Source organism: Corynebacterium sp. TUM25020, assembly GCF_056388495.1.
In genome coordinates this window covers 199565-224035 of sequence record NZ_JBWJFG010000003.1, presented here as the reverse complement: position 1 = coordinate 224035, position 24471 = coordinate 199565, and the positions used below count along the sequence as shown (strand labels likewise).

19 protein-coding genes are annotated in these 24471 nt (G+C 59.3%); 14 read left to right on the top strand and 5 right to left on the bottom strand.

Annotated features, from left to right (window positions below):
- The first annotated feature begins 142 nt into the window (after window positions 1–142).
- From pgfA to AC05K6_RS05495, 4 genes are all read left to right on the top strand, one after another.
- Window positions 143–1282: a cell envelope lipid trafficking protein PgfA gene (pgfA, locus tag AC05K6_RS05510; RefSeq protein WP_476727985.1), complete on the top strand. Its 1140-nt coding sequence runs from the start codon at window positions 143–145 to the stop codon at window positions 1280–1282.
- 288 nt (window positions 1283–1570) lie between these two features.
- The gene (rpoB, locus tag AC05K6_RS05505; protein WP_293791660.1) at window positions 1571–5083 is read left to right on the top strand and encodes a DNA-directed RNA polymerase subunit beta; all 3513 of its coding nucleotides are present in this window, start codon (window positions 1571–1573) and stop codon (window positions 5081–5083) included.
- Window positions 5084–5214: 131 nt separating this feature from the next.
- The gene (locus AC05K6_RS05500) at window positions 5215–9186 is read left to right on the top strand and encodes a DNA-directed RNA polymerase subunit beta' (RefSeq protein ID WP_476727984.1); all 3972 of its coding nucleotides are present in this window, start codon (window positions 5215–5217) and stop codon (window positions 9184–9186) included.
- A gap of 101 nt (window positions 9187–9287) precedes the next feature.
- Window positions 9288–9482, top strand: coding sequence for a DUF4236 domain-containing protein (locus tag AC05K6_RS05495; RefSeq protein WP_005292014.1), 195 nt, complete (start codon window positions 9288–9290; stop codon window positions 9480–9482).
- Between the two features lie 23 nt (window positions 9483–9505).
- Here the strand turns inward: AC05K6_RS05495 and AC05K6_RS05490 are convergent, their stop codons facing one another.
- Window positions 9506–11875, bottom strand: coding sequence for an ATP-dependent RNA helicase (locus AC05K6_RS05490; protein WP_476727983.1), 2370 nt, complete (start codon window positions 11873–11875; stop codon window positions 9506–9508).
- 365 nt (window positions 11876–12240) lie between these two features.
- Here AC05K6_RS05490 and rpsL point away from each other — a divergent pair, with 365 nt between their 5' ends.
- The 4 genes from rpsL (at window position 12241) to tuf (ending at window position 17164) form a co-directional block, all read left to right on the top strand.
- On the top strand, window positions 12241–12612 hold the full coding sequence (gene rpsL, locus AC05K6_RS05485) for a 30S ribosomal protein S12 (protein WP_034971062.1): 372 nt from the start codon (window positions 12241–12243) through the stop codon (window positions 12610–12612).
- Window positions 12613–12615: 3 nt separating this feature from the next.
- Window positions 12616–13086: a 30S ribosomal protein S7 gene (gene rpsG / locus AC05K6_RS05480; RefSeq protein WP_005291999.1), complete on the top strand. Its 471-nt coding sequence runs from the start codon at window positions 12616–12618 to the stop codon at window positions 13084–13086.
- Window positions 13087–13360: 274 nt separating this feature from the next.
- Window positions 13361–15475, top strand: a complete 2115-nt coding sequence (gene fusA / locus AC05K6_RS05475) for an elongation factor G (protein ID WP_005291997.1) — start codon at window positions 13361–13363, stop codon at window positions 15473–15475.
- A gap of 498 nt (window positions 15476–15973) precedes the next feature.
- Window positions 15974–17164, top strand: a complete 1191-nt coding sequence (gene tuf, locus AC05K6_RS05470; RefSeq protein WP_293791632.1) for an elongation factor Tu — start codon at window positions 15974–15976, stop codon at window positions 17162–17164.
- 113 nt (window positions 17165–17277) lie between these two features.
- Here tuf and AC05K6_RS05465 read toward each other — a convergent pair whose 3' ends face one another.
- The 4 genes from AC05K6_RS05465 to AC05K6_RS05450 all read right to left on the bottom strand — a co-directional run bounded on the left by AC05K6_RS05465 (window position 17278) and on the right by AC05K6_RS05450 (window position 20332).
- Window positions 17278–18036, bottom strand: coding sequence for a GntR family transcriptional regulator (locus AC05K6_RS05465; RefSeq protein ID WP_476727982.1), 759 nt, complete (start codon window positions 18034–18036; stop codon window positions 17278–17280).
- Window positions 18033–18383 (bottom strand): hypothetical protein, encoded by a 351-nt coding sequence (locus tag AC05K6_RS05460; RefSeq protein WP_476727981.1) that lies wholly within the window; start codon window positions 18381–18383, stop codon window positions 18033–18035. Before AC05K6_RS05460 ends, AC05K6_RS05465 begins: the two co-directional genes overlap by 4 nt.
- A gap of 204 nt (window positions 18384–18587) precedes the next feature.
- Window positions 18588–19424, bottom strand: a complete 837-nt coding sequence (locus AC05K6_RS05455; protein WP_476727980.1) for a hypothetical protein — start codon at window positions 19422–19424, stop codon at window positions 18588–18590.
- A gap of 206 nt (window positions 19425–19630) precedes the next feature.
- Complete coding sequence (locus AC05K6_RS05450; protein ID WP_476727979.1) at window positions 19631–20332, bottom strand: sortase; 702 nt, start codon at window positions 20330–20332, stop codon at window positions 19631–19633.
- A gap of 999 nt (window positions 20333–21331) precedes the next feature.
- On the opposite strand from AC05K6_RS05450, the gene rpsJ reads away from it, so the two are divergent.
- Genes rpsJ through rpsS form a run of 6 tightly spaced genes read left to right on the top strand, consistent with a single transcriptional unit; the run spans window position 21332 to window position 24469 of the window.
- The gene (rpsJ, locus tag AC05K6_RS05445; RefSeq protein ID WP_010120790.1) at window positions 21332–21637 is read left to right on the top strand and encodes a 30S ribosomal protein S10; all 306 of its coding nucleotides are present in this window, start codon (window positions 21332–21334) and stop codon (window positions 21635–21637) included.
- Window positions 21638–21683: 46 nt separating this feature from the next.
- Window positions 21684–22340 (top strand): 50S ribosomal protein L3, encoded by a 657-nt coding sequence (gene rplC, locus AC05K6_RS05440; protein WP_005291985.1) that lies wholly within the window; start codon window positions 21684–21686, stop codon window positions 22338–22340.
- Entirely contained in the window at window positions 22337–22990 is a 654-nt protein-coding gene (gene rplD, locus AC05K6_RS05435) for a 50S ribosomal protein L4 (protein WP_005291982.1), read from the top strand. Before rplC ends, rplD begins: the two co-directional genes overlap by 4 nt.
- On the top strand, window positions 22987–23292 hold the full coding sequence (rplW, locus tag AC05K6_RS05430) for a 50S ribosomal protein L23 (RefSeq protein WP_005291980.1): 306 nt from the start codon (window positions 22987–22989) through the stop codon (window positions 23290–23292). Before rplD ends, rplW begins: the two co-directional genes overlap by 4 nt.
- A 39-nt stretch (window positions 23293–23331) precedes the next feature.
- The gene (gene rplB, locus AC05K6_RS05425; RefSeq protein WP_005291966.1) at window positions 23332–24174 is read left to right on the top strand and encodes a 50S ribosomal protein L2; all 843 of its coding nucleotides are present in this window, start codon (window positions 23332–23334) and stop codon (window positions 24172–24174) included.
- 16 nt (window positions 24175–24190) lie between these two features.
- The gene (rpsS, locus tag AC05K6_RS05420) at window positions 24191–24469 is read left to right on the top strand and encodes a 30S ribosomal protein S19 (RefSeq protein WP_005291963.1); all 279 of its coding nucleotides are present in this window, start codon (window positions 24191–24193) and stop codon (window positions 24467–24469) included.
- Window positions 24470–24471: the final 2 nt, after the last annotated feature.

Sequence of the window (24471 nt, the reverse complement as noted above, 5' to 3'; positions counted from 1 at the left end):
CGATTGAACTAAACCGCTGGGAATCACTTTTTGTGGTTTCCGGCGGTTTTTTGTTGCCTTGCTACGCTAGGAGGACAATATTGAAAGCGTGCTTGCTGTTGTGGGTATGCGAAAGAACTAAAACGCAGATGGTGGCAGAGAAGTGACGAAAGATTCCAGCTCCACGAAAGGGACCGGCAAAGGCCTCTACATACTGGGTGCGCTCGGTGCACTGATTGGCGTTGCGCTGATTACTGTGGGCGTCATGCTTCCGAAGGTGGTGTCGAACGAGAAAGCGGTACCGCTAGACCTGGCTGCGACGACGATTACCCTCAACGATCCGGCGGCGGTGATTGGGCCGAATTACCAGGGCTTGGATGGCAAGAAGGACGTTACGGCGCCGGTCAATAGGCAGTTCAAGATCACTTTGGAGGAGCCTGCGACCGATGAGGAGGCGAGCGCTCGAGTAGGCGTCACTACGGCTCGCACCGACGTCAAGGACGACCTGAAATCTCTGCTTGATGCACAGGTGTGGAGCTTCACTGTGGATCGTAGATCCGGTGAGGCTAAGGGCGGAGCGAAGGTATCCGACACTCCTGCTACTCCCGCGACTGAGGGAGAGATTGCCGGCTATTGGGCCAAGTTCCCACAGGGGACGGGGCAGCGTTCTTATGACTATTTCGATATGACGCTACGTCGCGCGTTGCCCGCCGAGTTCACTGGTACTCGCACGGTGACCACTGCCGATGGTCACGATCACGAGCTTTACGTGTTCCGTCAGGAAATCCCTGCCACGTCCGTAGCTAAGGAATATGCGGGTATCCGCAACACCATCACTGTTGAGGGAGGGGATGGGAAGCCTCAGCGTGCGCAGCTATTCCACGAGGGGTGGCGAGAGCTAACTGTGGAGCCGAAATCGGGTCTGCTGGTCGGCGTCGAGGAGGACATCAAGGACACGTACCGAGACAGCTCGGGCAAGGAAGTGCAAAACCTGTTGAAGTTCCACGGTAAGACGCCACAGAGGGTGACGTCGTCGATGCTGGATCAGGCCATGGAAGTAAGTGGTCAGCGGCACACCGACAAATGGGGTCTTGCATTGATCGTTGCGGGTGTTATTGTGGCAGCAGCATCCGTCGTGTTGGTTCTGTGGATCCGGGCTAAGAGGCGGGCTCGGCAGTGGTCTGAGCGAAAGGCTCAGAAGTCGGCCCAAAAGTCGGCTCAGAGGTCGGCCGAGAAGGCGGCTGAAAAACGGACTGAAGAACAGGCTGAGGAAAGAGCAGCGGGGGCTGCAGACGGAGCCTAGACAATCGCGCAGCGATGCTATAGGATAGTTCGTTGCGCTGGATTTGAATTGTTGAGCTATTCGCTTCGACGAAACGACTATCGGGTTGCGTAGACGCGATGCGAGAGCATTGCTCGAAAAGCAGACTTTGCCAAACGTGCCAAAAAGGCCATTTGACAAGGTCGTTTAGTCGTTTCTGCGTGGCGATAGTTTGGCAGGGAAAATCCATCTAAATCGACCATCACGAGACCGTACACACACAATCACGACCGTGCACTACAGCTCCACCACGTAGTGCCGACCGATGTTGTGCTGGAAGGACCCATCTTGGCAGTCTCCCGCCAGACCAGCTCAGTGGCCGGAATTCCCGGAGCTCCGCAGCGACACAGCTTTGCGAAGATCGATGCTCCGATTGAGGTTCCAGGCCTTCTAGACCTCCAACGAGAGTCCTTCGCTTGGCTCGTTGGCACGCCTGAATGGCGCGCCCGTGCCCAAGCTGAGGCAGGGGAGGACGTCCGCATCATGAGCGGACTTGAGGAGATTCTCGAGGAGCTTTCTCCGATTGAGGACTACTCCGAGAACATGTCCCTTACCCTGTCCGAGCCCCGTTTCGATGACGTGAAGTCCACCATCGACGAGGCGAAGGATAAGGACATCAACTACGCGGCACCCCTGTATGTGACCGCGGAATTCACCAACTCCATGTCCGGTGAGATCAAGTCCCAGACCGTTTTCATCGGTGATTTCCCGATGATGACGGACAAGGGCACGTTCATCATCAACGGCACCGAGCGTGTTGTCGTGTCCCAGCTCGTCCGTTCCCCGGGCGTGTACTTTGACGCTTCTATCGACGCCTCTACCGAACGTCCGCTGCACTCTGTGAAGGTGATCCCTTCCCGCGGCGCATGGCTGGAATTCGACGTTGATAAGCGCGACACCGTTGGCGTGCGCATCGACCGCAAGCGCCGTCAGCCGGTAACCGTTCTGCTGAAGGCTCTGGGCCTGACCACGCAGGAAATCACCGACCGCTTTGGCTTCTCCGAAATCATGATGTCCACCCTGGAAAAGGACGGCGTGGACAACACCGACGAGGCACTGCTGGAGATCTACCGCAAGCAGCGTCCGGGCGAGTCTCCGACGCGCGACTCTGCACAGGCTCTGCTGGAAAACTCCTTCTTCAAGCCGAAGCGCTATGACCTGGCCAAGGTTGGTCGTTACAAGGTGAATCGCAAGCTTGGCCTGGGTGGCGATACCGATGGCGTGATGATCCTCACTGAAGAGGACATTCTGACCACGATCGAGTACCTGGTGCGCCTGCACGCAGGCGAGAAGTCCATGACTTCCCCGGACGGTACCGAGATTCCGATCGATACCGACGACATCGACCACTTCGGCAACCGTCGTCTGCGTACCGTAGGCGAGTTGATCCAGAACCAGGTTCGCGTTGGCCTGTCCCGCATGGAGCGTGTAGTGCGTGAGCGCATGACCACCCAGGATGCGGAGTCCATCACGCCGACCTCCCTGATCAACGTTCGTCCGGTTTCCGCAGCGATCCGCGAGTTCTTCGGCACCTCCCAGCTGTCGCAGTTCCTGGATCAGAACAACTCTCTGTCTGGCCTGACCCACAAGCGTCGTCTTTCTGCGCTGGGTCCGGGCGGTCTGTCCCGTGAACGCGCTGGCCTGGAGGTTCGCGACGTTCACCCGTCTCACTACGGACGCATGTGCCCGATTGAGACCCCTGAGGGCCCGAACATTGGTCTGATCGGCTCCCTGTCTTCCTTCGCCCGCGTGAACCCCTTCGGCTTCATCGAGACCCCGTACCGCAAGGTTGTGGATGGGCAGATCACCGATGAGGTTTACTACTTCACCGCGGATGAAGAAGATCGCCACGTGATTGCTCAGGCGAACACTCCGTTCGACGAGAATCACCGTTTCACCGAGGAGCGCATTGAGGTTCGCCTGCGCGGCGGCGACGTGGAGGTCGTCCCGTACACCGAGGTGGACTACATGGATGTGTCGCCGCGACAGATGGTTTCCGTGGCAACTGCGATGATTCCGTTCCTCGAGCACGACGATGCTAACCGTGCGCTGATGGGTGCCAACATGCAGCGTCAGGCTGTGCCGCTGCTGCGCTCCGAGTCCCCGTACGTGGGTACCGGTATGGAGCTGCGCGCTGCGTACGACGCCGGCGACATGATCATCGCTCCGAAGGCCGGTGTGGTGGAGTACGTTTCCGCCGATTACATCACCGTCATGGACGATGAAGGTGTGCGCGATACCTTCATGCTGCGCAAGTTTGAGCGCACCAACCAGGGCACCTGCTACAACCAGAAGCCACTGGTGGACGAAGGCGACCGCGTTGAGGCCGGCCAGGTTCTGGCTGATGGTCCGGGTACCGACAACGGTGAGATGGCACTGGGTAAGAACCTGCTGGTTGCCTTCATGCCGTGGGAAGGCCACAACTACGAGGACGCCATCATCCTGAACCAGCGCATGGTTGAGGAGGACGTCCTGACCTCGATCCACATCGAGGAGTACGAGATTGACGCCCGCGATACCAAGCTGGGTCCGGAGGAGATCACCCGCGACATTCCTAACGTGGGCGAAGACGTCCTGGCAGACCTCGACGATCGCGGTATCGTCCGCATCGGCGCCGATGTCCGCGACGGCGACATCCTGGTCGGTAAGGTCACCCCGAAGGGTGAAACCGAGCTGACCCCGGAGGAGCGCCTGCTGCGCGCCATCTTCGGCGAGAAGGCCCGCGAGGTTCGTGATACTTCCATGAAGGTTCCGCACGGCGAGACCGGTAAGGTCATCGGCGTCCGTGTCTTCTCCCGCGAAGATGATGACGACCTGGCAGCCGGTGTCAACGAGATGGTTCGCGTCTACGTTGCTCAGAAGCGCAAGATCCAGGACGGCGATAAGCTCGCCGGTCGCCACGGCAACAAGGGTGTCGTGGGCAAGATCCTGCCGCAGGAGGATATGCCGTTCCTGCCGGACGGTACCCCGATCGACATCATCCTGAACACTCACGGCGTGCCGCGTCGTATGAACATTGGTCAGGTTCTGGAAGTGCACTTGGGCTGGCTGGCTAAGGCCGGCTGGAAGGTCGATACCGAGTCCCAGGATCCGAAGATCCAGAAGATGCTGGAAACCCTGCCAGAGGAGCTTTACGACGTTCCGGCGGACTCTCTAACGGCTACCCCGGTGTTCGACGGTGCTTCCAACGCCGAGCTTTCAGGGCTGCTCCGCTCTTCGCTGCCGAACCGCGACGGTGAGCGTCAGGTCGACGACTTCGGTAAGTCCAACCTGATCGACGGCCGCTCCGGCGAGCCCTTCCCGTACCCGGTTTCCGTGGGCTACATGTACATGCTGAAGCTCCACCACCTGGTCGATGAGAAGATTCACGCTCGTTCCACTGGTCCTTACTCCATGATTACCCAGCAGCCACTGGGCGGTAAGGCACAGTTCGGTGGCCAGCGCTTCGGTGAGATGGAGGTGTGGGCAATGCAGGCTTATGGCGCTGCCTACACCCTGCAGGAGCTCCTGACCATCAAGTCCGACGACGTGGTTGGTCGTGTGAAGGTGTACGAGGCGATCGTGAAGGGCGAGAACATCCCGGATCCTGGTATCCCGGAGTCCTTCAAGGTTCTTCTGAAGGAGCTGCAGTCGCTGTGTCTGAACGTTGAGGTTCTGGCCGCTGACGGCACCCCGATGGAGCTGTCCTCTGACGATGACGATGAGCTGGAGAACGCTAACGCAGCTCTGGGCATCAACCTGTCCCGTGACGAGCGTCCGGATGCTGACATGGATGTCAGCTAGGGCGTTGACGACCCTAAACATCTGACTTTCGTACATTCGCCGTATTTTCGGCGTTTAGCCCGACAAACAACACAGCTAAGCGCCGCAACTACCCAAAGCCCTCCGCTAAGAGGAGGGGAAAGGAAGTCCACGTGCTGGACGTCAACTTTTTCGATGAGCTTCGCATCGGGCTAGCGACCGCTGACGACATCCGTCGTTGGTCCCGTGGCGAGGTCAAGAAGCCTGAAACCATCAACTACCGCACCCTGAAGCCGGAGAAGGATGGCCTCTTCTGCGAGCGCATTTTCGGCCCGACCCGCGACTGGGAGTGTGGCTGTGGCAAGTACAAGCGCGTTCGTTACAAGGGCATCATCTGTGAGCGCTGTGGCGTTGAGGTGACCAAGTCCAAGGTTCGTCGTGAGCGTATGGGCCACATCGAGCTGGCCGCTCCTGTTACCCACATCTGGTACTTCAAGGGCGTGCCTTCTCGCCTGGGCTACCTGCTGGACCTGGCTCCGAAGGATCTGGAAAAGATCATCTACTTTGCTGCCAACATCATCACCTCCGTCGACGAGGAGGGTCGTCACAACGACCAGTCCACGCTCGAGGCAGAGATGCTGCTGGAGAAGAAGGAAGTTGAGCAGGACCGCGACGCAGAGCTGGCCGACCGAGCCAAGACTCTCGAAGACGATCTTGCTGAGCTCGAGGCAGCAGGTGCTAAGAACGACGCCAAGAAGAAGGTTCAGAGCGCAGCCGATCGCGAGATGCGCCACATTCGTGAGCGCGCCGAGCGTGAGATCGATCGCCTGGACGAGATCTGGAACACCTTCGTCAAGCTGGCTCCGAAGCAGATGATTGTGGATGAGAACATCTACAACGAGCTGGTAGACCGCTACGAGGATTACTTCACCGGTGGCATGGGCGCGGAGGCTATCCAGACCCTGATCCGTAGCTTCGACCTTGAGGCCGAGGCTGAGGCTCTGCGCGAGATCATTCGTGACGGCAAGGGCCAGAAGAAGCTGCGCGCTCTGAAGCGCCTGAAGGTTGTCGCTGCGTTCCTGCGCTCCGGAAACGACCCGGCCGGCATGGTTCTGGACTGCATCCCGGTGATCCCGCCGGAGTTGCGACCGATGGTGCAGCTGGACGGTGGCCGCTTCGCGACCTCCGACCTGAACGACCTGTACCGTCGCGTCATCAACCGCAACAATCGCCTGAAGCGCATGCTGGATCTCGGCGCCCCCGAGATCATCGTGAACAACGAGAAGCGCATGTTGCAGGAGTCCGTCGACGCACTGTTCGACAACGGTCGCCGTGGCCGTCCGGTTACTGGCCCGGGCAACCGTCCGCTGAAGTCCCTGTCTGACCTGCTGAAGGGCAAGCAGGGCCGCTTCCGCCAGAACCTGCTGGGTAAGCGTGTGGACTACTCTGGCCGTTCCGTGATTATCGTCGGTCCTCAGCTGAAGCTGCACCAGTGTGGTCTGCCTAAGCTGATGGCTCTCGAGCTGTTCAAGCCGTTCGTGATGAAGCGTCTGGTGGAGAAGTCCTACGCGCAGAACATCAAGTCCGCAAAGCGCATGGTGGAGCGCCAGCGCCCTGAGGTGTGGGACGTCCTGGAAGAGGCCATCGCTGAGCACCCGGTGATGCTGAACCGTGCGCCTACGCTGCACCGTCTGGGTATTCAGGCCTTCGAGCCGATCCTGGTCGAGGGTAAGGCTATCCAGCTGCACCCGCTGGCCTGTGAGGCCTTCAACGCAGACTTCGACGGTGACCAGATGGCTGTTCACCTGCCGCTGAGTGCCGAAGCACAGGCCGAGGCTCGCATCCTGATGCTGGCTTCCAACAACATTCTGTCCCCGGCGTCCGGTAAGCCGCTGGCTATGCCGCGTCTGGACATGGTGACCGGCCTGTACTACCTGACCCTGCTGAAGAAGCCAGAAGAGTTCGGTGGCCAGGGCGCTTACGCGGCGGCTACCGAGGAAGGCCCTGCACAGGGCGTTTACTCCTCCCTGGCCGAGGCAATCATGGCTTATGACCGTGGTGTTCTGGGCCTGCAGGCTCCAATCCGCGTGCGTATCAACCACCTGCGTCCGACCGCTGAGGTCGAGGCGCAGCTGTTCCCCGATGGTTGGCAGCGCGGCCAGACCTGGCTGGCGGAGACCACCCTGGGACGCGTGCTGTTCAACGAGCTGCTGCCGTGGAACTACCCATACGTAGAGGGCGTCATGGCGAAGAAGCCGCAGGCTGCCGTCATTAACGACCTTGCGGCGAAGTACCCGATGATCACCGTTGCACAGACGGTGGACAAGCTGAAGGACGCTGGTTTCTACTGGGCTACCCGCTCCGGTGTGACCATCACCATGCACGACGTGCTGGTGCTGCCGAACAAGCAGGAAGTTCTGGACAGCTACGAGGCCAAGGCCCGCGTCATCGAGAAGAAGATGGCACGCGGCAAGATCAATGAGGCCGAGCGCTACCAGTCTCTGGTGGACCTGTGGAAGGAAGCTACCGACTTCGTTGGTCAGTCCGTTGAGGATCTGTACCCGGACGACAACCCGATTCCGATGATCGTGAAGTCGGGTGCTGCCGGTAACATGCGTCAGATCTGGACCCTGGCCGGCATGAAGGGCATGGTTACCAACTCCCGTGGTGAGTACATCACCCGTCCGGTGAAGACCTCCTTCCGTGAAGGTCTGTCCGTGCTCGAGTACTTCAACAACTCCCACGGTTCCCGTAAGGGTCTGGCCGATACCGCGCTGCGTACCGCTGACTCGGGTTACCTGACCCGTCGTCTGGTGGACGTGGCACAGGACGTCATCGTGCGCGAAGACGACTGTGGCACCAAGCAGGGCGCTGTCACCCCTGTGGCCGTTCCGGTATTGGACGCTGAGGGCAACCCGACCGGCAACTACACCCCTGCAGACTTCGTCGAGACGTCTGTCCTGGGTCGCTACCTGGCTAGCGACGCCACCGCCTCCGACGGCACCGTTATCGTCGCCGAGGGCGACGTCATTGGCGAGGCAGAGCTGAAGGCTCTCCTCGACGCTGGTGTGGAGGAAGTAAAGGTCCGCTCCGTGATGACCTGTGCTACCAACACCGGTGTCTGCTCCACCTGCTACGGCCGCTCTATGGCGACCGGCAAGAAGGTCGAGATCGGTGAGGCTGTCGGTATTGTTGCAGCTCAGTCTATTGGTGAGCCGGGCACGCAGCTGACGATGCGTACCTTCCACCTCGGTGGTGTCGGTGGCGACATTACCGGTGGTCTGCCGCGTGTTCAGGAGCTGTTCGAGGCTCGCGTGCCGAAGGCGAAGTCCCCGATCGCTTCGGTGGACGGCAAGGTTCGCATCGAGGACGACGACAACTTCTTCACCCTCACCATCGAGCCGGACGACGGGTCCGACGATGTGGTGTACGAGAAGCTGTCGAAGCGTCAGGGCCTGGCAACGCTGAACAACGGTGGGGCAGAGCGCCCGATCCGCGATGGCGACCACGTGAAGATGGGGCAGCAGCTGCTGAAGGGCGCTGCGGATCCGCACGAGGTCCTGCGTGTGCTCGGTCGCCGTGGCGTGCAGCAGCACCTCATCAACGAGGTGCAGAAGGTCTACCGCGATCAGGGTGTGGCTATTCACGATAAGCACATCGAGATCATCGTGCGCCAGATGCTGCGCCGCGTGACGGTCATCGACTCCGGTTCGACCGAGTTCCTGCCGGGCTCCCTGGTGGATCACGCCGATGCAGTGGCAGCGTCCAAGGAAGCCGTGAAGGCTGGCGGCCGTCCGGTAGAGGTTCGTGCGGAGATCATGGGTATCACCAAGGCCTCCCTGGCAACCGAGTCCTGGCTGTCCGCGGCCTCCTTCCAGGAGACCACCCGCGTGCTTACCGACGCTGCTATCAACAAGCGTTCGGACAAGCTCATCGGTCTGAAGGAAAACGTGATCATCGGTAAGCTGATCCCGGCCGGTACGGGTATTTCGCGCTACCGCAACATCAGTGTTGAGCCGACCGAGGAGGCCCGCGCAGCGGCTTACTCCCTGCCGTCCTCCTTCGGCGATGGTTTCTACGCCGACGACACTTACGGTGAGTTTACCGGCGCAGCCGTGCCACTGGACGATATGGATCTGATGTAACTCAGTCTCCAACGCGAATCAGTAGGTTCGCTTAGAGCGGGTGCTTCCCTAACGCAAGGGGAAGTACCCGCTTTTCCTTGCGGTGCCTTATCATGTGCTGCATGGGCTTTATGTTTCGAGATTCCAAAAATTTCGGTCCGTTCAAGGTGAACACCTCTTCCGGCGGAGTGGGTGGTTCCACCCGTATCGGACCGATGCGCATTACCCAGCGCGCCGACGGTCGCCAATCCGTGACGATCCACACCCCGATCCGTGGTCTGAACTTCACCAAGACATTCGGCAGCAAGCGTCGCTAATTTCGCGCCACCGCGCTGATTTCCTAGTTCCTTAAGGCGCGTTTAGTCTTCTTTGTTGCTGTCGCCGACCATGGATCCTCGGGCCATGGGTGCTTCGGATAGCGCCCCCGCATGTCTTTGCGCACGCCCTGGTAAGGGCCGTCCCAGAAGCTTTTAAGATCATCGGTGACAGCTAGTTCGCGCCCCGCTGGCGAAAGCAGATGGAACAGAACTTTTCTACCTGCAATAATGGGGGATTCCGCCAGTCCAAAGCATTCCTGCAGCTTGACGCGCACGATCGGTCGTCCGGTCTCGTATCCAATCTTCGGTGCAGACCCACTGGGCACTTCCAGCCGTTCCGGCACCAGTTCATCCATTCGCCCTGCCTCGGGCCACGGGAGTTGGCGCATGATCGCCTGGTAGGCGTCAATATCGGCGATTCTTTCGCCCGCGACCACTCGCTCGGCCTCTGGCGTGTAATCGCCTGCAGCTAGATCCGGCCAAGGTTCCCCCAGTTGCTGACGCAGGTAGTCGACTCTCTCTTTTACTATTGACGCCCCCTCCGTCATCTGTAGCCACCCAAGTCCCTCGGCTGCTAAGGCTGCGACGGCCTGGTGCCTATCTGCCTCGCTGAGTTCGCTGACCGAAACTGGCGTGCTGGAAAGCTCGATGGCTCCGAGGTGGCGGGTGCGCCGGGCTCGGAGCTTGCCTTCAGTTATGTGTGCGGTGACGTCTTCCCGGATCTGCGATGAGCTTGGCTGCTGCAGGCTTGCTGCGGCACGGATCAGGGGAGTACGTCCTAATTGCACTTCTGCCACTGCCAGCCATTCGGAGCCACTGAGTGTGCGGCGCAACTCAGGGGCCAGTGTGGCACGGGTGCCGGAGGCCAGCAGATACACTGCCTGGTCGGCATCTGTGCCCACGAGTTTGGCCACACGGTCGGGATAGGCGGAGGCCACGATGTCGCCCGGAGTAGCCGTGCCATGGTCATTCACCATCCGGGCGAAGCGACGGACCTCGGAAGCTGGTGGCTTTGCTTCGGCCAGATCCCCTTGCAAACCGGTAGCCAGCGCCGCGACAACTTTGGCTGCGCCTGAGCCGTGCGCCAGCAGGGCTGCTCCGAGGCGTGGGTCGGCGGGAATGCGCGCGAGCTTCTGGCCTAACTCGGTAATGGAACCCTTTGAGTCCAGGGCATCCAGATAGTGCAGTTCCTGGTGGGCATCGGTGAGAGTTGCGGCCGGCGGGGCGTCGAGAAGAGAGATATCGGGGGAACCCCATGCGGCGAGCGTGAGAGCAGCGGCGACAAGATCCGAGGAGAGGATCTCCGGAGTGATGTCGGGTGCAAAGTGGGAGTAGTCAGCGGCAGAGTAAGCACGGTAGACCTGGCCTGGGCCAAGGCGCCCTGCGCGACCAGCACGTTGATCGGCGCTAGCTCTGGAAGTGGAGGTAGTGACAAGCCCGGACATCCCGCGTGCTTGGTCGCGGCGGGGTGTGCGGGAAAGGCCTGCGTCGATGACCGTGTGGACACCGGGAACAGTCAGGGAAGATTCGGCGATGGAGGTCGCGACCACGATGGGGGAGTCTCCGGTCAGTGCTGCGTCTTGTTCCTGGGAAGACAAGCTGCCATGTAGCGGGGCAGCGTCGGGGAGGTGGGTACAGACCGAGTCGATTTCTTTGCGTCCGGGGACGAAAACGAGTGTGCGGTGATCCGCGTGACCAGACTCGCGCTGGTTGTCGGTAGCCTGTTGTGCGAGTTTGGCAACATGGCGATAGAAAGCGGGTGAGCCCTGTGCACGTTCGGGGTGAGGGTGAAAAGAAATCTCGAGGGGGTGGGTGACTGCTGGAGTGGATACAACCTGCGCACCCATGTACTCCGCGAGCTTCTGCGTGTCGACAGTGGCGGACATGGCACACAGGTAGAGCTCCTCGGTGGGGTCGCCTTCACGCAGCATGGCGACTTCCTGGCACATGGCCAACACAAGGTCGGAGTCCAATTGGCGCTCGTGGACTTCGTCGATGAGGATCGCACCCACGCCCTCTAAGGCGGGGTCCGCAAGCAGGCGATTGAGGAGCACACCCGGGGTGACGAAGTCCACGAGAGTTCCTGGGTGATGTTCGCCGCGGATGCTATAACCGACCCGGTCACCGACGCGGGTGCCGTCCAATTGCGCAAGGCGCCGGGCAGCCGCGCGGACGGCCACGCGACGAGGCGCGGTGACGAGTACTTTCTGCGGAGTGGCTGTTTGCACTGAGCTCTGCAAAATATTGGAGAGTGCTGGAGGGACTAGGGTTGTCTTACCAGTTCCCGGCGGTGCTTCCACCACCAAAGGGCCGCGTTGGGGGATTCGGGGGAGCAGCTCGGCGGCGGGTAGCCCCTCGCCGATGGATGCAAGGTCGAACGGGTAAGGAAACATCGCGATGATTGTAGGCCAGTGTGTTTAAGAAAATGGGATTTGGTAGCTGGCACAAGGTGCACTAAACTTCTTCCCCGTAGATTGTATTGTCTCCGCTGGTGCAGTGGTGGCCACAGGTTAGCCGGGGTTTATGCCGGGCTAACGTCTAGGCCGGTTGTGCAGCTGGAGTGCGATGCAGGGATCTCCACGTTATTGCGTGGGGTGATACACCACGGAAGAGGCCCCGTAAGGAAGAGCCCCTTATTTTTCGTGTGTGCGCATCCTTTGGGATCCCCAAAGCTACAAATGCTCAACCCGCAGGGCAGTCACCACTTCGGTGGCCGCGTTGCGATACTGCACCGAAAGAACCGAAAGAAAGTTCATCTATGCCAACTATTCAGCAGCTGGTCCGCAAGGGCCGTCACGATAAGAGCACGAAGGTTGCCACTGCTGCGCTGAAGGGCTCCCCGCAGCGCCGCGGTGTGTGCACCCGTGTGTACACCACTACCCCGAAGAAGCCGAACTCCGCACTGCGTAAGGTCGCTCGTGTTCGCCTGACCTCCGGTATCGAGGTTTCCGCCTACATTCCGGGTGAGGGCCACAACCTGCAGGAGCACTCCATGGTGCTCGTCCGCGGTGGTCGTGTGAAGGACCTCCCGGGTGTTCGTTACAAGATCGTGCGTGGTTCCCTCGACACCCAGGGTGTTAAGGACCGCAAGCAGGCACGTTCCCGCTACGGCGCTAAGAAGGAGAAGTAAACAATGCCACGTAAGGGTCCAGCACCTTCCCGACAGCTAGTCAAGGATCCAGTTTACGGCGACGTTCTCGTCTCCCAGCTGGTTAACAAGGTTCTCCTTGACGGTAAGAAGTCCACCGCAGAGCGCATCGTTTACGGCGCTCTGGAGCAGTGCCGCGAGAAGACCGGCACCGATCCGATCCTCACCCTGAAGAAGGCTCTCGACAACGTTAAGCCGGCTCTTGAGGTTCGTTCCCGCCGTGTTGGTGGCGCTACCTACCAGGTTCCGGTTGAGGTTCGCCCCGGCCGTTCCACCACCCTCGCACTGCGTTGGCTGGTGACCTTCACCCGCCAGCGTCGTGAGAACACCATGACCGAGCGTCTTGCCAACGAGATCCTGGACGCATCGAACGGTCTGGGTGCATCCGTGAAGCGTCGCGAAGACACTCACAAGATGGCAGAGGCCAACCGCGCCTTCGCCCACTACCGCTGGTAACAGTGGTTTTATAGCCTCACAACCCTCAACTTCATATAGGGGTAGTGGGGCTATCGTGCTATTAAGCGCGTGAGGGCGCTAACTAGTAGACACGAGAAAACACTAGAAAACAGCAGACCCTCAACGAGACGTGACAGCGTAAAGCTGGCACAATAGAACGAGTACGTAATCGCCTGCGGCTTTCGGGGCTTTTAGAAGCACTACTGAACAACAATGTGAACAACATGGAAGTTCCAGCAAAGTCGCTCAACAACGAAATGAGCGGGGTAACCCAGTGGCACTTGAAGCGTTGACCGACCTGAAGAAGGTCCGCAACATCGGCATCATGGCGCACATCGATGCTGGTAAGACCACCACCACGGAGCGCATCCTTTTCTACACCGGTATTAACCGTAAGATCGGTGAGACCCACGATGGCGCCTCCACGATGGACTGGATGGAGCAGGAGAAGGAGCGCGGTATTACCATTACCTCCGCTGCTACCACCTGTTTCTGGGAAGGTAACCAGATCAACATCATCGACACCCCCGGCCACGTGGACTTCACCGTTGAGGTGGAGCGCTCCCTGCGTGTCCTGGACGGTGCGGTGGCTGTGTTCGACGCCAAGGAAGGCGTGGAGCCGCAGTCCGAGCAGGTTTGGCGCCAGGCAACCAAGTACGACGTTCCGCGTATTTGCTTCGTCAACAAGATGGACAAGCTGGGCGCAGACTTCTACTACACGGTGCAGACCATCGTCGACCGCCTGGGTGCAAAGCCACTGGTAATGGCCCTGCCGATCGGTGCTGAGGACGACTTCGATGGCATCGTTGACCTACTGAACATGCGCGCTGTTACCTGGCGCGGCAAGGTAGAGATCGGTGCGGAGCCGACCTACGAGGACATTCCGGAGGACCTCAAGGACAAGGCCGAGGAGTACCGCGAGAAGCTCGTCGAGACCGTTGCTGAGTCCGACGAGGAGCTCATGGAGCGCTACTTCGCCGGTGAGGAACTCACCGTTGATGAGCTGAAGGCACAGATCCGTAAGCTGACCGTTAACTCCGAGGTTTACCCGGTTTACTGTGGTTCTGCTTACAAGAACAAGGGCATCCAGCCGATGCTGGACGCTGTTATCGACTTCCTGCCGAACCCGATGGACGTCGGCTCCATCAAGGGCCACGACGCTAAGGATCCCGAGGTTGAGGTTCTGCGCAAGCCCTCCAAGGACGAGCCGTTCTCCGCTCTGGCATTCAAGGTTGCCGTACACCCGTTCTTCGGCAAGCTGACCTACGTCCGCGTTTACTCCGGTTCCGTTGAGTCCGGTGCGCAGGTCACCAACTCCACGAAGGACAAGAAGGAGCGCATCGGCAAGCTGTTCCAGATGCACTCCAACAAGGAGCAGCCGGTGGATCGTGCATCCGCTGGTCACATCTACGCCTTCATCGGCCTGAAGGACACCACCACCGGTGACACCCTGTGTGACGCTCAGGATCCGGTCATCCTGGAGTCCATGGACTTCCCGGATCCGGTTATCGAGGTCGCCATCGAGCCGAAGACCAAGTCTGACCAGGAGAAGCTGGGTACCGCTATCCAGAAGCTGGCGGAAGAGGACCCGACCTTCACCGTGAAGCTGGATGAAGAGACCGGCCAGACCGTCATCGGCGGTATGGGCGAGCTGCACCTGGACGTTCTGGTTGACCGTATGCGCCGCGAGTTCAAGGTTGAGGCGAACATCGGTAACCCGCAGGTTGCTTACCGCGAGACCATCCGCAAGCCGGTCGAGAAGCTGGAATACACCCACAAGAAGCAGACCGGTGGTTCCGGTCAGTTCGCGCGCGTCATCATTGCCGTCGAGCCCTACGCGCCGGAGGAGGGCTCCGAGGAGACCTACGAGTTCGTCAACGAGGTCACCGGTGGTCGCGTGCCGAAGGAGTACATCCCGTCTGTCGACGCTGGTATCCAGGACGCTATGCAGTACGGCTACCTGGCCGGCTTCCCGTTGGTAAACATCAAGGCCACCCTGCTGGATGGTGCTTACCACGAGGTCGACTCCTCTGAGATGGCCTTCAAGCTGGCCGGTTCTCAGGCTCTGAAGGAAGCAGTTGCCAAGGCAAAGCCGGTTCTGCTGGAGCCGCTGATGGCTGTTGAGGTCATCACCCCTGAGGAGTACATGGGCGACGTCATCGGCGACATCAACTCCCGCCGTGGCCAGGTTTCCTCCATGGACGACCGTGCCGGCGCCAAGGTTGTCAAGGCTAAGGTGCCGCTGTCTGAGATGTTCGGCTACATCGGTGACCTGCGTTCCCGCACCGCCGGTCGTGCAAACTTCTCGATGATCTTCGACTCCTACGGTGAGGTTCCGACCAACGTTGCTTCCGACATCATCGCGGAGCGCACCGGAGGCCAGGCCTAATACTTGGGTCGTTTCCGCCCCTCTCTAGCTAAGGCTTCCTTCATCTTTGTGACGCCCAAGGCTCCGTCGTAACGGGGCTGACAAGAGGGTTCACGGGGTGAGGGGCCTTGCGGGGTAGGGGTCAGCACGGCGCAGGCCTGCGTCAAAAAGTAACCAAATAGATAACTAGCTAAGACGGCTAGAAATAGTTGTCTCTAAGGGCTTACCCTAATTTATGTGGGGTTTTGGCTTTGCTTACAGAGGCTAATTTTTCTAGATGGGGTACAGTGACGTAGGATGCGGTGTGCTGGCCGTTACCCAGTTCGCGTGTAGCGCGACTGGCCTCGAAACACAAAGTCGAGGCGAAGATGTTCGTTACACGGATAATCTGAAATTCGGCAAGAAGTAAGAAAACTAGCCAGTGAGCAATCCGCAAACTGCGGGGAAGCAGCTGGTTGGCAATAAAAGTTAATGTGGCTGCGAGAGTCGTAGCCACCGAGCAGTCCAGGAGGACACAAAGTGGCGAAGGCTAAGTTCGAGCGTTCCAAGCCGCACGTAAACATCGGCACCATTGGTCACGTCGACCACGGCAAGACCACCACCACTGCCGCGATCACCAAGGTTCTGGCTGACGCATTCCCCGAGGCCAACAAGTCCTTCGCTTTCGACGCCATCGATAAGGCGCCGGAGGAGAAGGAGCGTGGCATCACGATCAACATCTCCCACGTTGAGTACGAGACCGAGAAGCGCCACTACGCTCACGTTGACGCTCCGGGTCACGCCGACTACATCAAGAACATGATCACCGGTGCTGCTCAGATGGACGGCGCTATCCTGGTTGTTGCTGCAACCGATGGCCCGATGCCGCAGACCCGCGAGCACGTTCTGCTGGCTCGCCAGGTTGGCGTTCCTTACATCCTGGTTGCACTGAACAAGTGCGACATGGTTGACGACGAGGAGCTGCTGGAGCTCGTCGAGATGGAGGTTCGCGAGCTGCTGGCCGAGCAGGAGTTCGACGAGGAAGCTCCGGTTGTTCACATCTCCGCACTGAAGGCCCTGGAGGGCGACGAGAAGTGGGGCAAGCAGATCCTCGAGCTCATGCAGGCTTGTGACGACTCCATCCCGGATCCGGAGCGCGAGACCGACAAGCCGTTCCTGATGCCGGTTGAGGACATCTTCACCATTACCGGTCGCGGTACCGTTGTTACCGGCCGTGTTGAGCGTGGCATCCTGAACCTGAACGACGAGGTCGAGATCCTGGGTATCCGCGAGAAGGCCCAGAAGACCACCGTTACCTCCATCGAGATGTTCAACAAGCTGCTGGACACCGCAGAGGCTGGCGACAACGCTGCACTGCTGCTGCGTGGTCTGAAGCGCGAGGACGTTGAGCGTGGCCAGATCGTTGCTAAGCCGGGCGCGTACACCCCGCACACCGAGTTCGAGGGTTCCGTTTACGTTCTGTCCAAGGACGAGGGCGGCCGCCACACCCCGTTCTTCGACAACTACCGTCCGCAGTTCTACTTCCGCACCACCGACGTTACCGGTGTTGTTAAGCTCCCGGAGGGCACCGAGATGGTTATGCCGGGCGACAACGTTGACATGTCCGTCACCCTGATCCAGCCGGTCGCAATGGACGAGGGCCTGCGCTTCGCTATCCGTGAGGGTGGCCGCACCGTTGGCGCTGGTCGCGTTACCAAGATCACCAAGTAGTAGTTATTACTTCACGCTGATCTCCGCTTAGCGCTACGGCGCTAAACGGGAAATGCCCCGGGTTCTTTAAAGAGCCCGGGGCATTTTTATATTCAGGTCTGTATCCGTGCAACCTATTCCCAGGGGAATTGATTCAACGTGGTCCAACTGAGAACGTTGTTCTTTCCAGACGTCGGGACGGCGATACTAAGGGCGTCGGCAAGATAGCGATCCTCACTCATTTCCAACGGCGAGCCTTTCGCATCGCGTGACAAACGGCGGTGTACCAAAACGGGGTCACCGGCAGCCAGCGGCAACCATCGGGCATCAACGGTTCCAGCTTTAGAGGCCGAGAAGACATTGTCCGCGGCGAAGAAGTGAATATTGTGACGCGCCGCTAGTTCGTTAGTGACAGAGGGACACGTTGGATCCATAGCTGCGACCTTCGCGCCCACCCAAGCGGGGTAGCGTGTGCGTTCTAGCATGACAGGTGCACCGTCAATGGTGCGGACGCGTAGAACCGTGAGTACCTGCTGGCCGTCGGGGATTCGCAACAGCTGTGAGTCTTGCTCAGTTTGTTCGACCCATTCTTGTTTGATGACATGCCCACCAGGGGTTCGTCCGCGTCCATAGGCCCATTGTGCGAAACTTCGGAACTTGGAGATCTCCGGAAAGCGAGCGGGCATCCGCATGACGACTTTGCGGGCACCGCGTTTGGAACTAAGTGTTCCTTCGTCCACCAGCACGTTAAGAGCCTGACGCATAGTTCCGGGGGCTACGTGAAAGCGCTCCGAGAGCTCCTTCTCACTCGGTAGTGGTTCCCCGACCGCGAAACGCTCGCTACGGATGTCCTCACGCAGCTCGTAGGCGATCTGCTGGTAACGGGCGGTCACTCGTTGTCTCCCTCCCGGTAGCCGCGGCGAAACTCCTGGGGCAGTTTGTGGAAGAGGGTACGGCGGACATTGCCGGCGAACCTTCCGGCGCTGCGTGCAAGATTCTCGGCCACGCCAACGGCTTGCTCAGCGGCGTCCAAAGCCTGGTCTGCCGTCTCCTCAGAAATGAAGCTAGGTCGGTGTTCTTGCACTTGTCGGCGTAGTCGCGCGCGCCGATCCCAGGCCTCGTCTAATACTCGCAGTGCCTCGATGAGTTCTGCGTCGCTTCCTCCCGCGTCGGGGTGGTGCTTCCGAACTAGTGCGCGCCGTTGGCGCAGATACTCAGGGTTGCTTCGGTAGTCGCTCATTGGTGTTCCTTCTTCGGGTGACGCCACCTCGGTGCCATTCGGCCTAAAAATCCACTACGTGGCGATTGTAGTGTTCAACAGTCGTAGGGGAGTGGAAGGCGCCACCGAATACATGAAACCCACCCCCTGCACGGCGTGGCCGTGAGGAAGGTGGGTTCAGGAGATTGTGCGCTGAGGCGCTTTGCGGCTTAGCCGCCTTAGGCCTTAAGCGAACAGCTTGCGGCGAACAGCGAAGGCGCCGGCTGCAATCATTGCAACGACGGCCAGGGCAGCCAGGCCACGTGCAGCGGTGTTGGAGCCGGTCTGTGCCAGCATGCCACGCTCAGTGGTTGCCTCGGTAGCGTTGCCGGTGTTGTCGCCAGCCAGCTTGCCACCCTGGGCAATGACCTCGTCCTTGTTGTTCTGCAGCATCTTGTCGGAAGCTGCCTTCTCCTCGGCAGACGGAGCTTCCTTGCTGTTCTCGTCCTTGACGTAGGTCTTGCCGTCGTTAGCGAGGTGCCAGACGATGCCACCGATAATCAGGGTAGCCGGCAGTGCCAGCCAAGCCAGGTCCTTCTTGTCGAAGTCCTGGCACTCTGCGCGCATCTCATCGGTGATCGGCTCGTTGACCTGGTTGCGATCCTTCACGTAGACTGTCGGATCCTGCAAGTGCTGGTAGCAGGTGTTGCCGAACTTGTCTTTCTTGGTGGCCGGAGCCGGGATGCCCTCTTCGGTCGGGACGCCGAAAGCCTTGTTGTAGTCTGCACGCATCTGGTCGGTGATCGGCTCGTTGACCTGGTTGCGATCCTTCACGTAAACGCTCGGATCCTGCGTGCTCTGGTACCAGGTGTTACCTTCGTCATCCTGCTTGGTAGCCGGAGCCGGGATGTTGGGATCCTCGGCAGTGTCTTCGTCGGTGACCCCACCCGGATTCGGAATGTTGGTGGAGTCGGCAGAATCAATCTCCGGAGCGGGAACCTGTGCCTGTGCAACGGTTGCGCCGCCAAGAGCGAGGACACTGGCCATCGCAACTGCGGTCAGCGACTGCGAGAAACGCTTCATGGTATCTCCTTCGAGAATATTGGGTCGTGTGATCGTGTTACAGTTCGCATCAAAGCAACACAGGTAACACTAGTAACATACGCCACTACTGTCATTAAGATATGTTAAGAATCTTATGGAATACGTCCATATGGGGGTGAAATGTTTCGACCAGGCACAATCGTCTATCGATGGACTCTGGACGCTCTGGGCGCTAAGGAGGCTTCCTAAGAATCTTTGGAGTCAGAATTGTTAGCCGTATTTGAAGTTCCTTGGAACTGCCAACCTACAACCGCATTTCGAATAGATGATTGCAAAGGGTTTGCCGGTTGGATGCAGCTGATGGTCAGCAGGCGTCCCGGGCTGGCGCCCTCGCCCCAAATGCTGGAATCCTCTGAGAGTCCTTCCTTCATGGGGTCGTGTAAATCAGTGGCCGTATAGACCAGCCAGTTATCACCAGAGTCCACTGTGCGGACATAAAGCTTGTCGCCGACCTGAACCTTATGGTGGTCGGCTGATCCGTCATAGAGGTTGTTAAACACTGCGGGTACGCCGGCGCCCGTATGTCCGGCAATTACCACGATGTCCGGAGAGTTTGTGCCCGGCAGAGAGTAAGGACGGTCGCCCGCTGTGTAGGTGCATGCCTTATCCATCGTTTCCGGATTGATGGCGCCATCCTTCACCCGGCAAGAACCATCTTGAAACTCGGCGTGCACATCAATCGCGGGAATGAACATCTCTACTGCCTGCGACGGGGAAATAGGAGGCGATTGCTCTGCAATGACTTCATTGGATTCCAAGCCTTCTGGAGGTTGGACCGGATCCTCCCTCTGCCAAAGCGCCACCGTGATTAGGACAGCAAAAATCGCTACCCCAATGCGCGCTACTGTGAGGCGAATGCGATCGCTGCGCCTCCGAGTTTGTGGCACGCTCTTCCCTTGTGAACGCTTCTGCCTATGGAGGTCACGCTTGCGATGCTTCGGTCGGCTCTTAACCTGCCCGATTGCTTCTGCTTTCCTACGCTGAGCTACTTGGGCACGTTCGCTGCGCGGTGTTGAAAACTCCGCATCAGGTTCTTCAGTCGGCCTTCTAAACTGCGCTGGCCGATTAGCGGATGCCGATTTCGGTGGAGGGATGCGCCCAATCACGCGCTTCGGGGAGTCGCTCATTGCAGTGTCTCCTTATCGATGACGCCACCTAGAAGTCATCCGCTTTCCAACTTGACTATGGGGCGATTGTAGTGCTCAACCCTTCGGTGGAGTGTAAGGCGGTGGGTGCGTTGGGGCGTCACAAAGAAAAGAAGAAAGGGATTTGGTTTCGGCGCGCCCGGTGTGGTTGAATACTTGACGTTGCTTTAACACGGCACATGAGGCTAGTTGGATACGCAGAGTGTCCAGCATCGTAGCCAAGAAGGTGTCGATGGTGAAGTGAGCATGATCCATCGTCGGTGAAGAACCTCGCGACAGTGATCCGAAAGGATCGCAGTGGGGCTACTTTGCTGTGCGGTACTTAAAAGTGGAAGGGCGACACGCCCGACCGCGGGTGCCGGAGGATGGGGCATGGTAAATGAACAGCGGCAGTAAGCGAAGGACAATCCTTCCGACAAGGCGCGGAACACGTTTCCAAGCTTTGCTCCATATATAAAGTCTATACAAGGTCTCGGTTGAACCAGACTGATCGTGGAGCGAGTAAGGGGCGGGAACCGGGTGTTGTTACATCACTTGATAATCCAAGTGCTGATGGCGTGTGTTCATTAAAACCAAATGACCCGCATTCCGTCGATGGCACAAACAAGTAAATGTAAGACACAAGCGACACTGGCGACTGGACCAGGCCCCTAGGCCGGACAGCGTTAAGACTAAGACAGATAAGAAGCGTGCTTTTCTGCTGTGGATACAGCAAGAGCGCTTTGAAGGAAGAGGACAAGCGTGGCGGGACAGAAGATCCGCATTAGGCTCAAGGCCTACGATCACGAGGCTATCGACGCTTCTGCCAAGAAGATCGTCGAGACGGTAACCCGTACCGGCGCTCGTGTTGTCGGCCCAGTGCCACTGCCAACTGAAAAGAACGTGTACTGCGTCATCCGTTCTCCGCACAAGTACAAGGACTCGCGCGAGCACTTCGAGATGCGTACGCACAAGCGTCTGATCGACATTCTCGACCCAACCCCGAAGACCGTTGACGCTCTCATGCGCATCGATCTTCCGGCCAGCGTCGACGTCAACATTCAGTAAGCGGCAAACGAGTCTGAACTACTGAAACGGCAGCGGAAGAGAAACTATGAGTGATATTGAGATCAAGGGCATCCTGGGCAAGAAGCTCGGCATGACCCAGATCTTCGACGAAGAAAACCGTGTTGTACCGGTTACCGTCGTCGAGGCTGGGCCTTGTGTCGTAACCCAGGTGCGTACCAAGGAAACCGACGGCTACGAAGCCGTACAGATCGCCTTCGGCGAGATCGACCCGCGCAAGGTAAACAAGCCGGCCGCTGGTCACTTCAAGAAGGCTGGCGTGACTCCGCGCCGCCACGTCGCTGAGATCCGCGTTGCAGACGCATCCAGCTACGAGGTAGGCCAGGACGTCACCGTCGACATCTTCAACGATGTCAAGTTCGTCGACGTGACGGGCACCACCAAGGGCAAGGGCTACGCCGGCGGCATGAAGCGCCACGGCTTCGCTGGCCAGGGTGCTGCTCACGGTAACCAGGCTGCACACCGCCGCGTGGGCTCCATCGGACAGGCTGCCACCCCAGGCCGCGTGTTCAAGGGCAAGCGCATGGCAGGCCGCATGGGTAACGACCGCGTTACCCAGCAGAACCTGAAGGTTGCCAAGGTCGACGCAGAGTCCAACCTGCTCCTGATCAAGGGTGCAGTTCCGGGTGTCAACGGCGGCCTCGTCGTTGTCAAGACCGCAGTGAAGGGCGGTGCACACGCATGAGCAATCTAAAGCTTGATGTCCACACCGCTGACGGTAAGACCAACGGCACGGTCGAGCTGCCCGCATCCATCTTTGATGCAGAGGCAAGCGTCGCACTGATGCACCAGGTCGTTACCGCTCAGCTCGCAGCAAAGCGTCAGGGTACTCACGCTACGAAGACTCGTGGCCAGGTCTCCGGCGGTGGCCGTAAGCCGTTCCGCCAGAAGGGCACCGGTCGCGCACGTCAGGGCTCCATCCGCGCTCCCCACTTCACCGGTGGTGGTACGGTGCACGGCCCGCAGCCGCGTGATTACTCTCAGCGCACCCCGAAGAAGATGAAGGCTGCCGCTCTGCGTGGCGCCCTCACCGATCGCGTGCGCCACAACCGCATCCACGTGGTTGAGGAGCTGGTTCCAGGCCAGACCCCGTCCACCAAGGCTGCTCGCACTTTCATCGAGCGTCTGACGGATCGTAAGTCCGTGCTGGTCGTTCTGACCCGCGAAGACGTCACCGCATGGAAGTCCGTAAACAACCTGCCGCAGGTGCACACCCTGGTTAACGACCAGCTGAACACCTACGACGTTTTGAACGCAGACGATGTTGTGTTCTCCGTGGAGGCACTGAACGCCTTCATCAACGCCGCAGATAAGACCAAGGAGGAGGCAAAGTGAGCACTGTAGCTGATCCTCGCGATATCATCATCGCTCCGGTCGTGTCTGAGAAGTCCTACGGCCTGATGGAGCAGAACGTTTACACGTTCCTGGTTAACCCCAGCTCTAACAAGACCCAAATCAAGATTGCCGTCGAGCAGATTTTTGGTGTGAAGGTCGCCAGCGTTAACACCGTTAACCGTGAGGGCAAGCGTAAGCGCACCCGGACCGGCTACGGCCAGCGCAAGGCAACCAAGCGCGCCATGGTGACCCTGGTCGCCGGCAGCGATCCGATCGACATCTTCGGTGGAGCGACCGCCTAAGGGCGGCCGGATACCGAAAGGTAAAGAGGAAGCAAGAGTATGGCTATTCGTAAGTACAAGCCGACTACGCCGGGTCGCCGCCAGAGTTCTGTCTCCGAGTTCGCGGAAATTACCCGTTCAACTCCCGAGAAGTCTCTGCTGCGCCCGCTGTCGAAGACCGGTGGCCGTAACGTTCACGGCCACATCACTACCCGTCACAAGGGTGGTGGCCACAAGCGCCGCTACCGCGTTATCGACTTCCGTCGTAACGACAAGGACGGCGTGATCGCCAAGGTCGCTCACATCGAGTACGACCCGAACCGCACCGCTAACATTGCGCTGCTGCACTACCGCGATGGCGAGAAGCGTTACATCATCGCTCCGCGTGGTCTGAAGCAGGGCGCTCTGCTGGAGTCCGGCCCGAACGCTGACATCAAGGTTGGCAACAACCTGCCGCTGCGTAACATCCCGACCGGTACCACCATCCACGCTGTGGAGCTGAAGCCGGGCGGCGGCGCCAAGATGGCTCGTTCCGCTGGTGCCTCCATCCAGCTGCTGGGTAAGGAAGGCAAGTACGCAATTCTGCGTATGCCGTCCACCGAAATCCGTCGCGTTGACATCCGTTGCCGCGCAACCATCGGTGAGGTCGGCAACCAGGAGCAGATCAACATCCGCTGGGGCAAGGCTGGCCGTATGCGCTGGAAGGGCGTTCGCCCGACCGTCCGCGGTGTTGTGATGAACCCGGTTGACCACCCGCACGGTGGTGGTGAGGGTAAGACCTCCGGTGGTCGTCACCCTGTGTCTCCTTGGGGTCAGCCTGAGGGACGCACCCGCAAGCCGAACCGTCCAAGCGACCGGATGATCGTTCGCCGTCGTCGCTCCAACAAGAACAAGAAGCGCTAAGAGGAGGTAGTAGAGAATGCCACGCAGCCTGAAGAAGGGCCCATTCGTCGACGAACACCTCCTTGCGAAGGTGGACGCTCAGAACGAAAAGGGCAACAAGAACGTCATCAAGACGTGGTCCCGTCGCTCGACCATTCTTCCCGATTTCATTGGCCACACTTTCGCCGTCCACGACGGTCGCAAGCACGTGCCGGTGTTCATCGATGATTCCATGGTCGGTCACAAGCTAGGTGAGTTCGCTCCTACGAAGACCTTCAAGGGTCACGTCAAGGACGACAAGAAGGGTCGTCGATAAAT

Bases quoted from the DNA above. Each gene is read 5' to 3' on its own strand.
- rpsS (WP_005291963.1), top strand. From the start codon at position 24,191: ATGCCACGCAGCCTGAAGAAGGGCCCATTCGTCGACGAACACCTCCTT.
- AC05K6_RS05495 (WP_005292014.1), top strand. From the start codon at position 9,288: ATGGGCTTTATGTTTCGAGATTCCAAAAATTTCGGTCCGTTCAAGGTG.
- rplD (WP_005291982.1), top strand. From the start codon at position 22,337: ATGAGCAATCTAAAGCTTGATGTCCACACCGCTGACGGTAAGACCAAC.
- rpsG (WP_005291999.1), top strand. From the start codon at position 12,616: ATGCCACGTAAGGGTCCAGCACCTTCCCGACAGCTAGTCAAGGATCCA.
- AC05K6_RS05460 (WP_476727981.1), bottom strand. From the start codon at position 18,383: ATGAGCGACTACCGAAGCAACCCTGAGTATCTGCGCCAACGGCGCGCA.
- rplC (WP_005291985.1), top strand. From the start codon at position 21,684: ATGAGTGATATTGAGATCAAGGGCATCCTGGGCAAGAAGCTCGGCATG.
- AC05K6_RS05490 (WP_476727983.1), bottom strand. From the start codon at position 11,875: ATGTTTCCTTACCCGTTCGACCTTGCATCCATCGGCGAGGGGCTACCC.
- rpsL (WP_034971062.1), top strand. From the start codon at position 12,241: ATGCCAACTATTCAGCAGCTGGTCCGCAAGGGCCGTCACGATAAGAGC.
- rplB (WP_005291966.1), top strand. From the start codon at position 23,332: ATGGCTATTCGTAAGTACAAGCCGACTACGCCGGGTCGCCGCCAGAGT.
- AC05K6_RS05455 (WP_476727980.1), bottom strand. From the start codon at position 19,424: ATGAAGCGTTTCTCGCAGTCGCTGACCGCAGTTGCGATGGCCAGTGTC.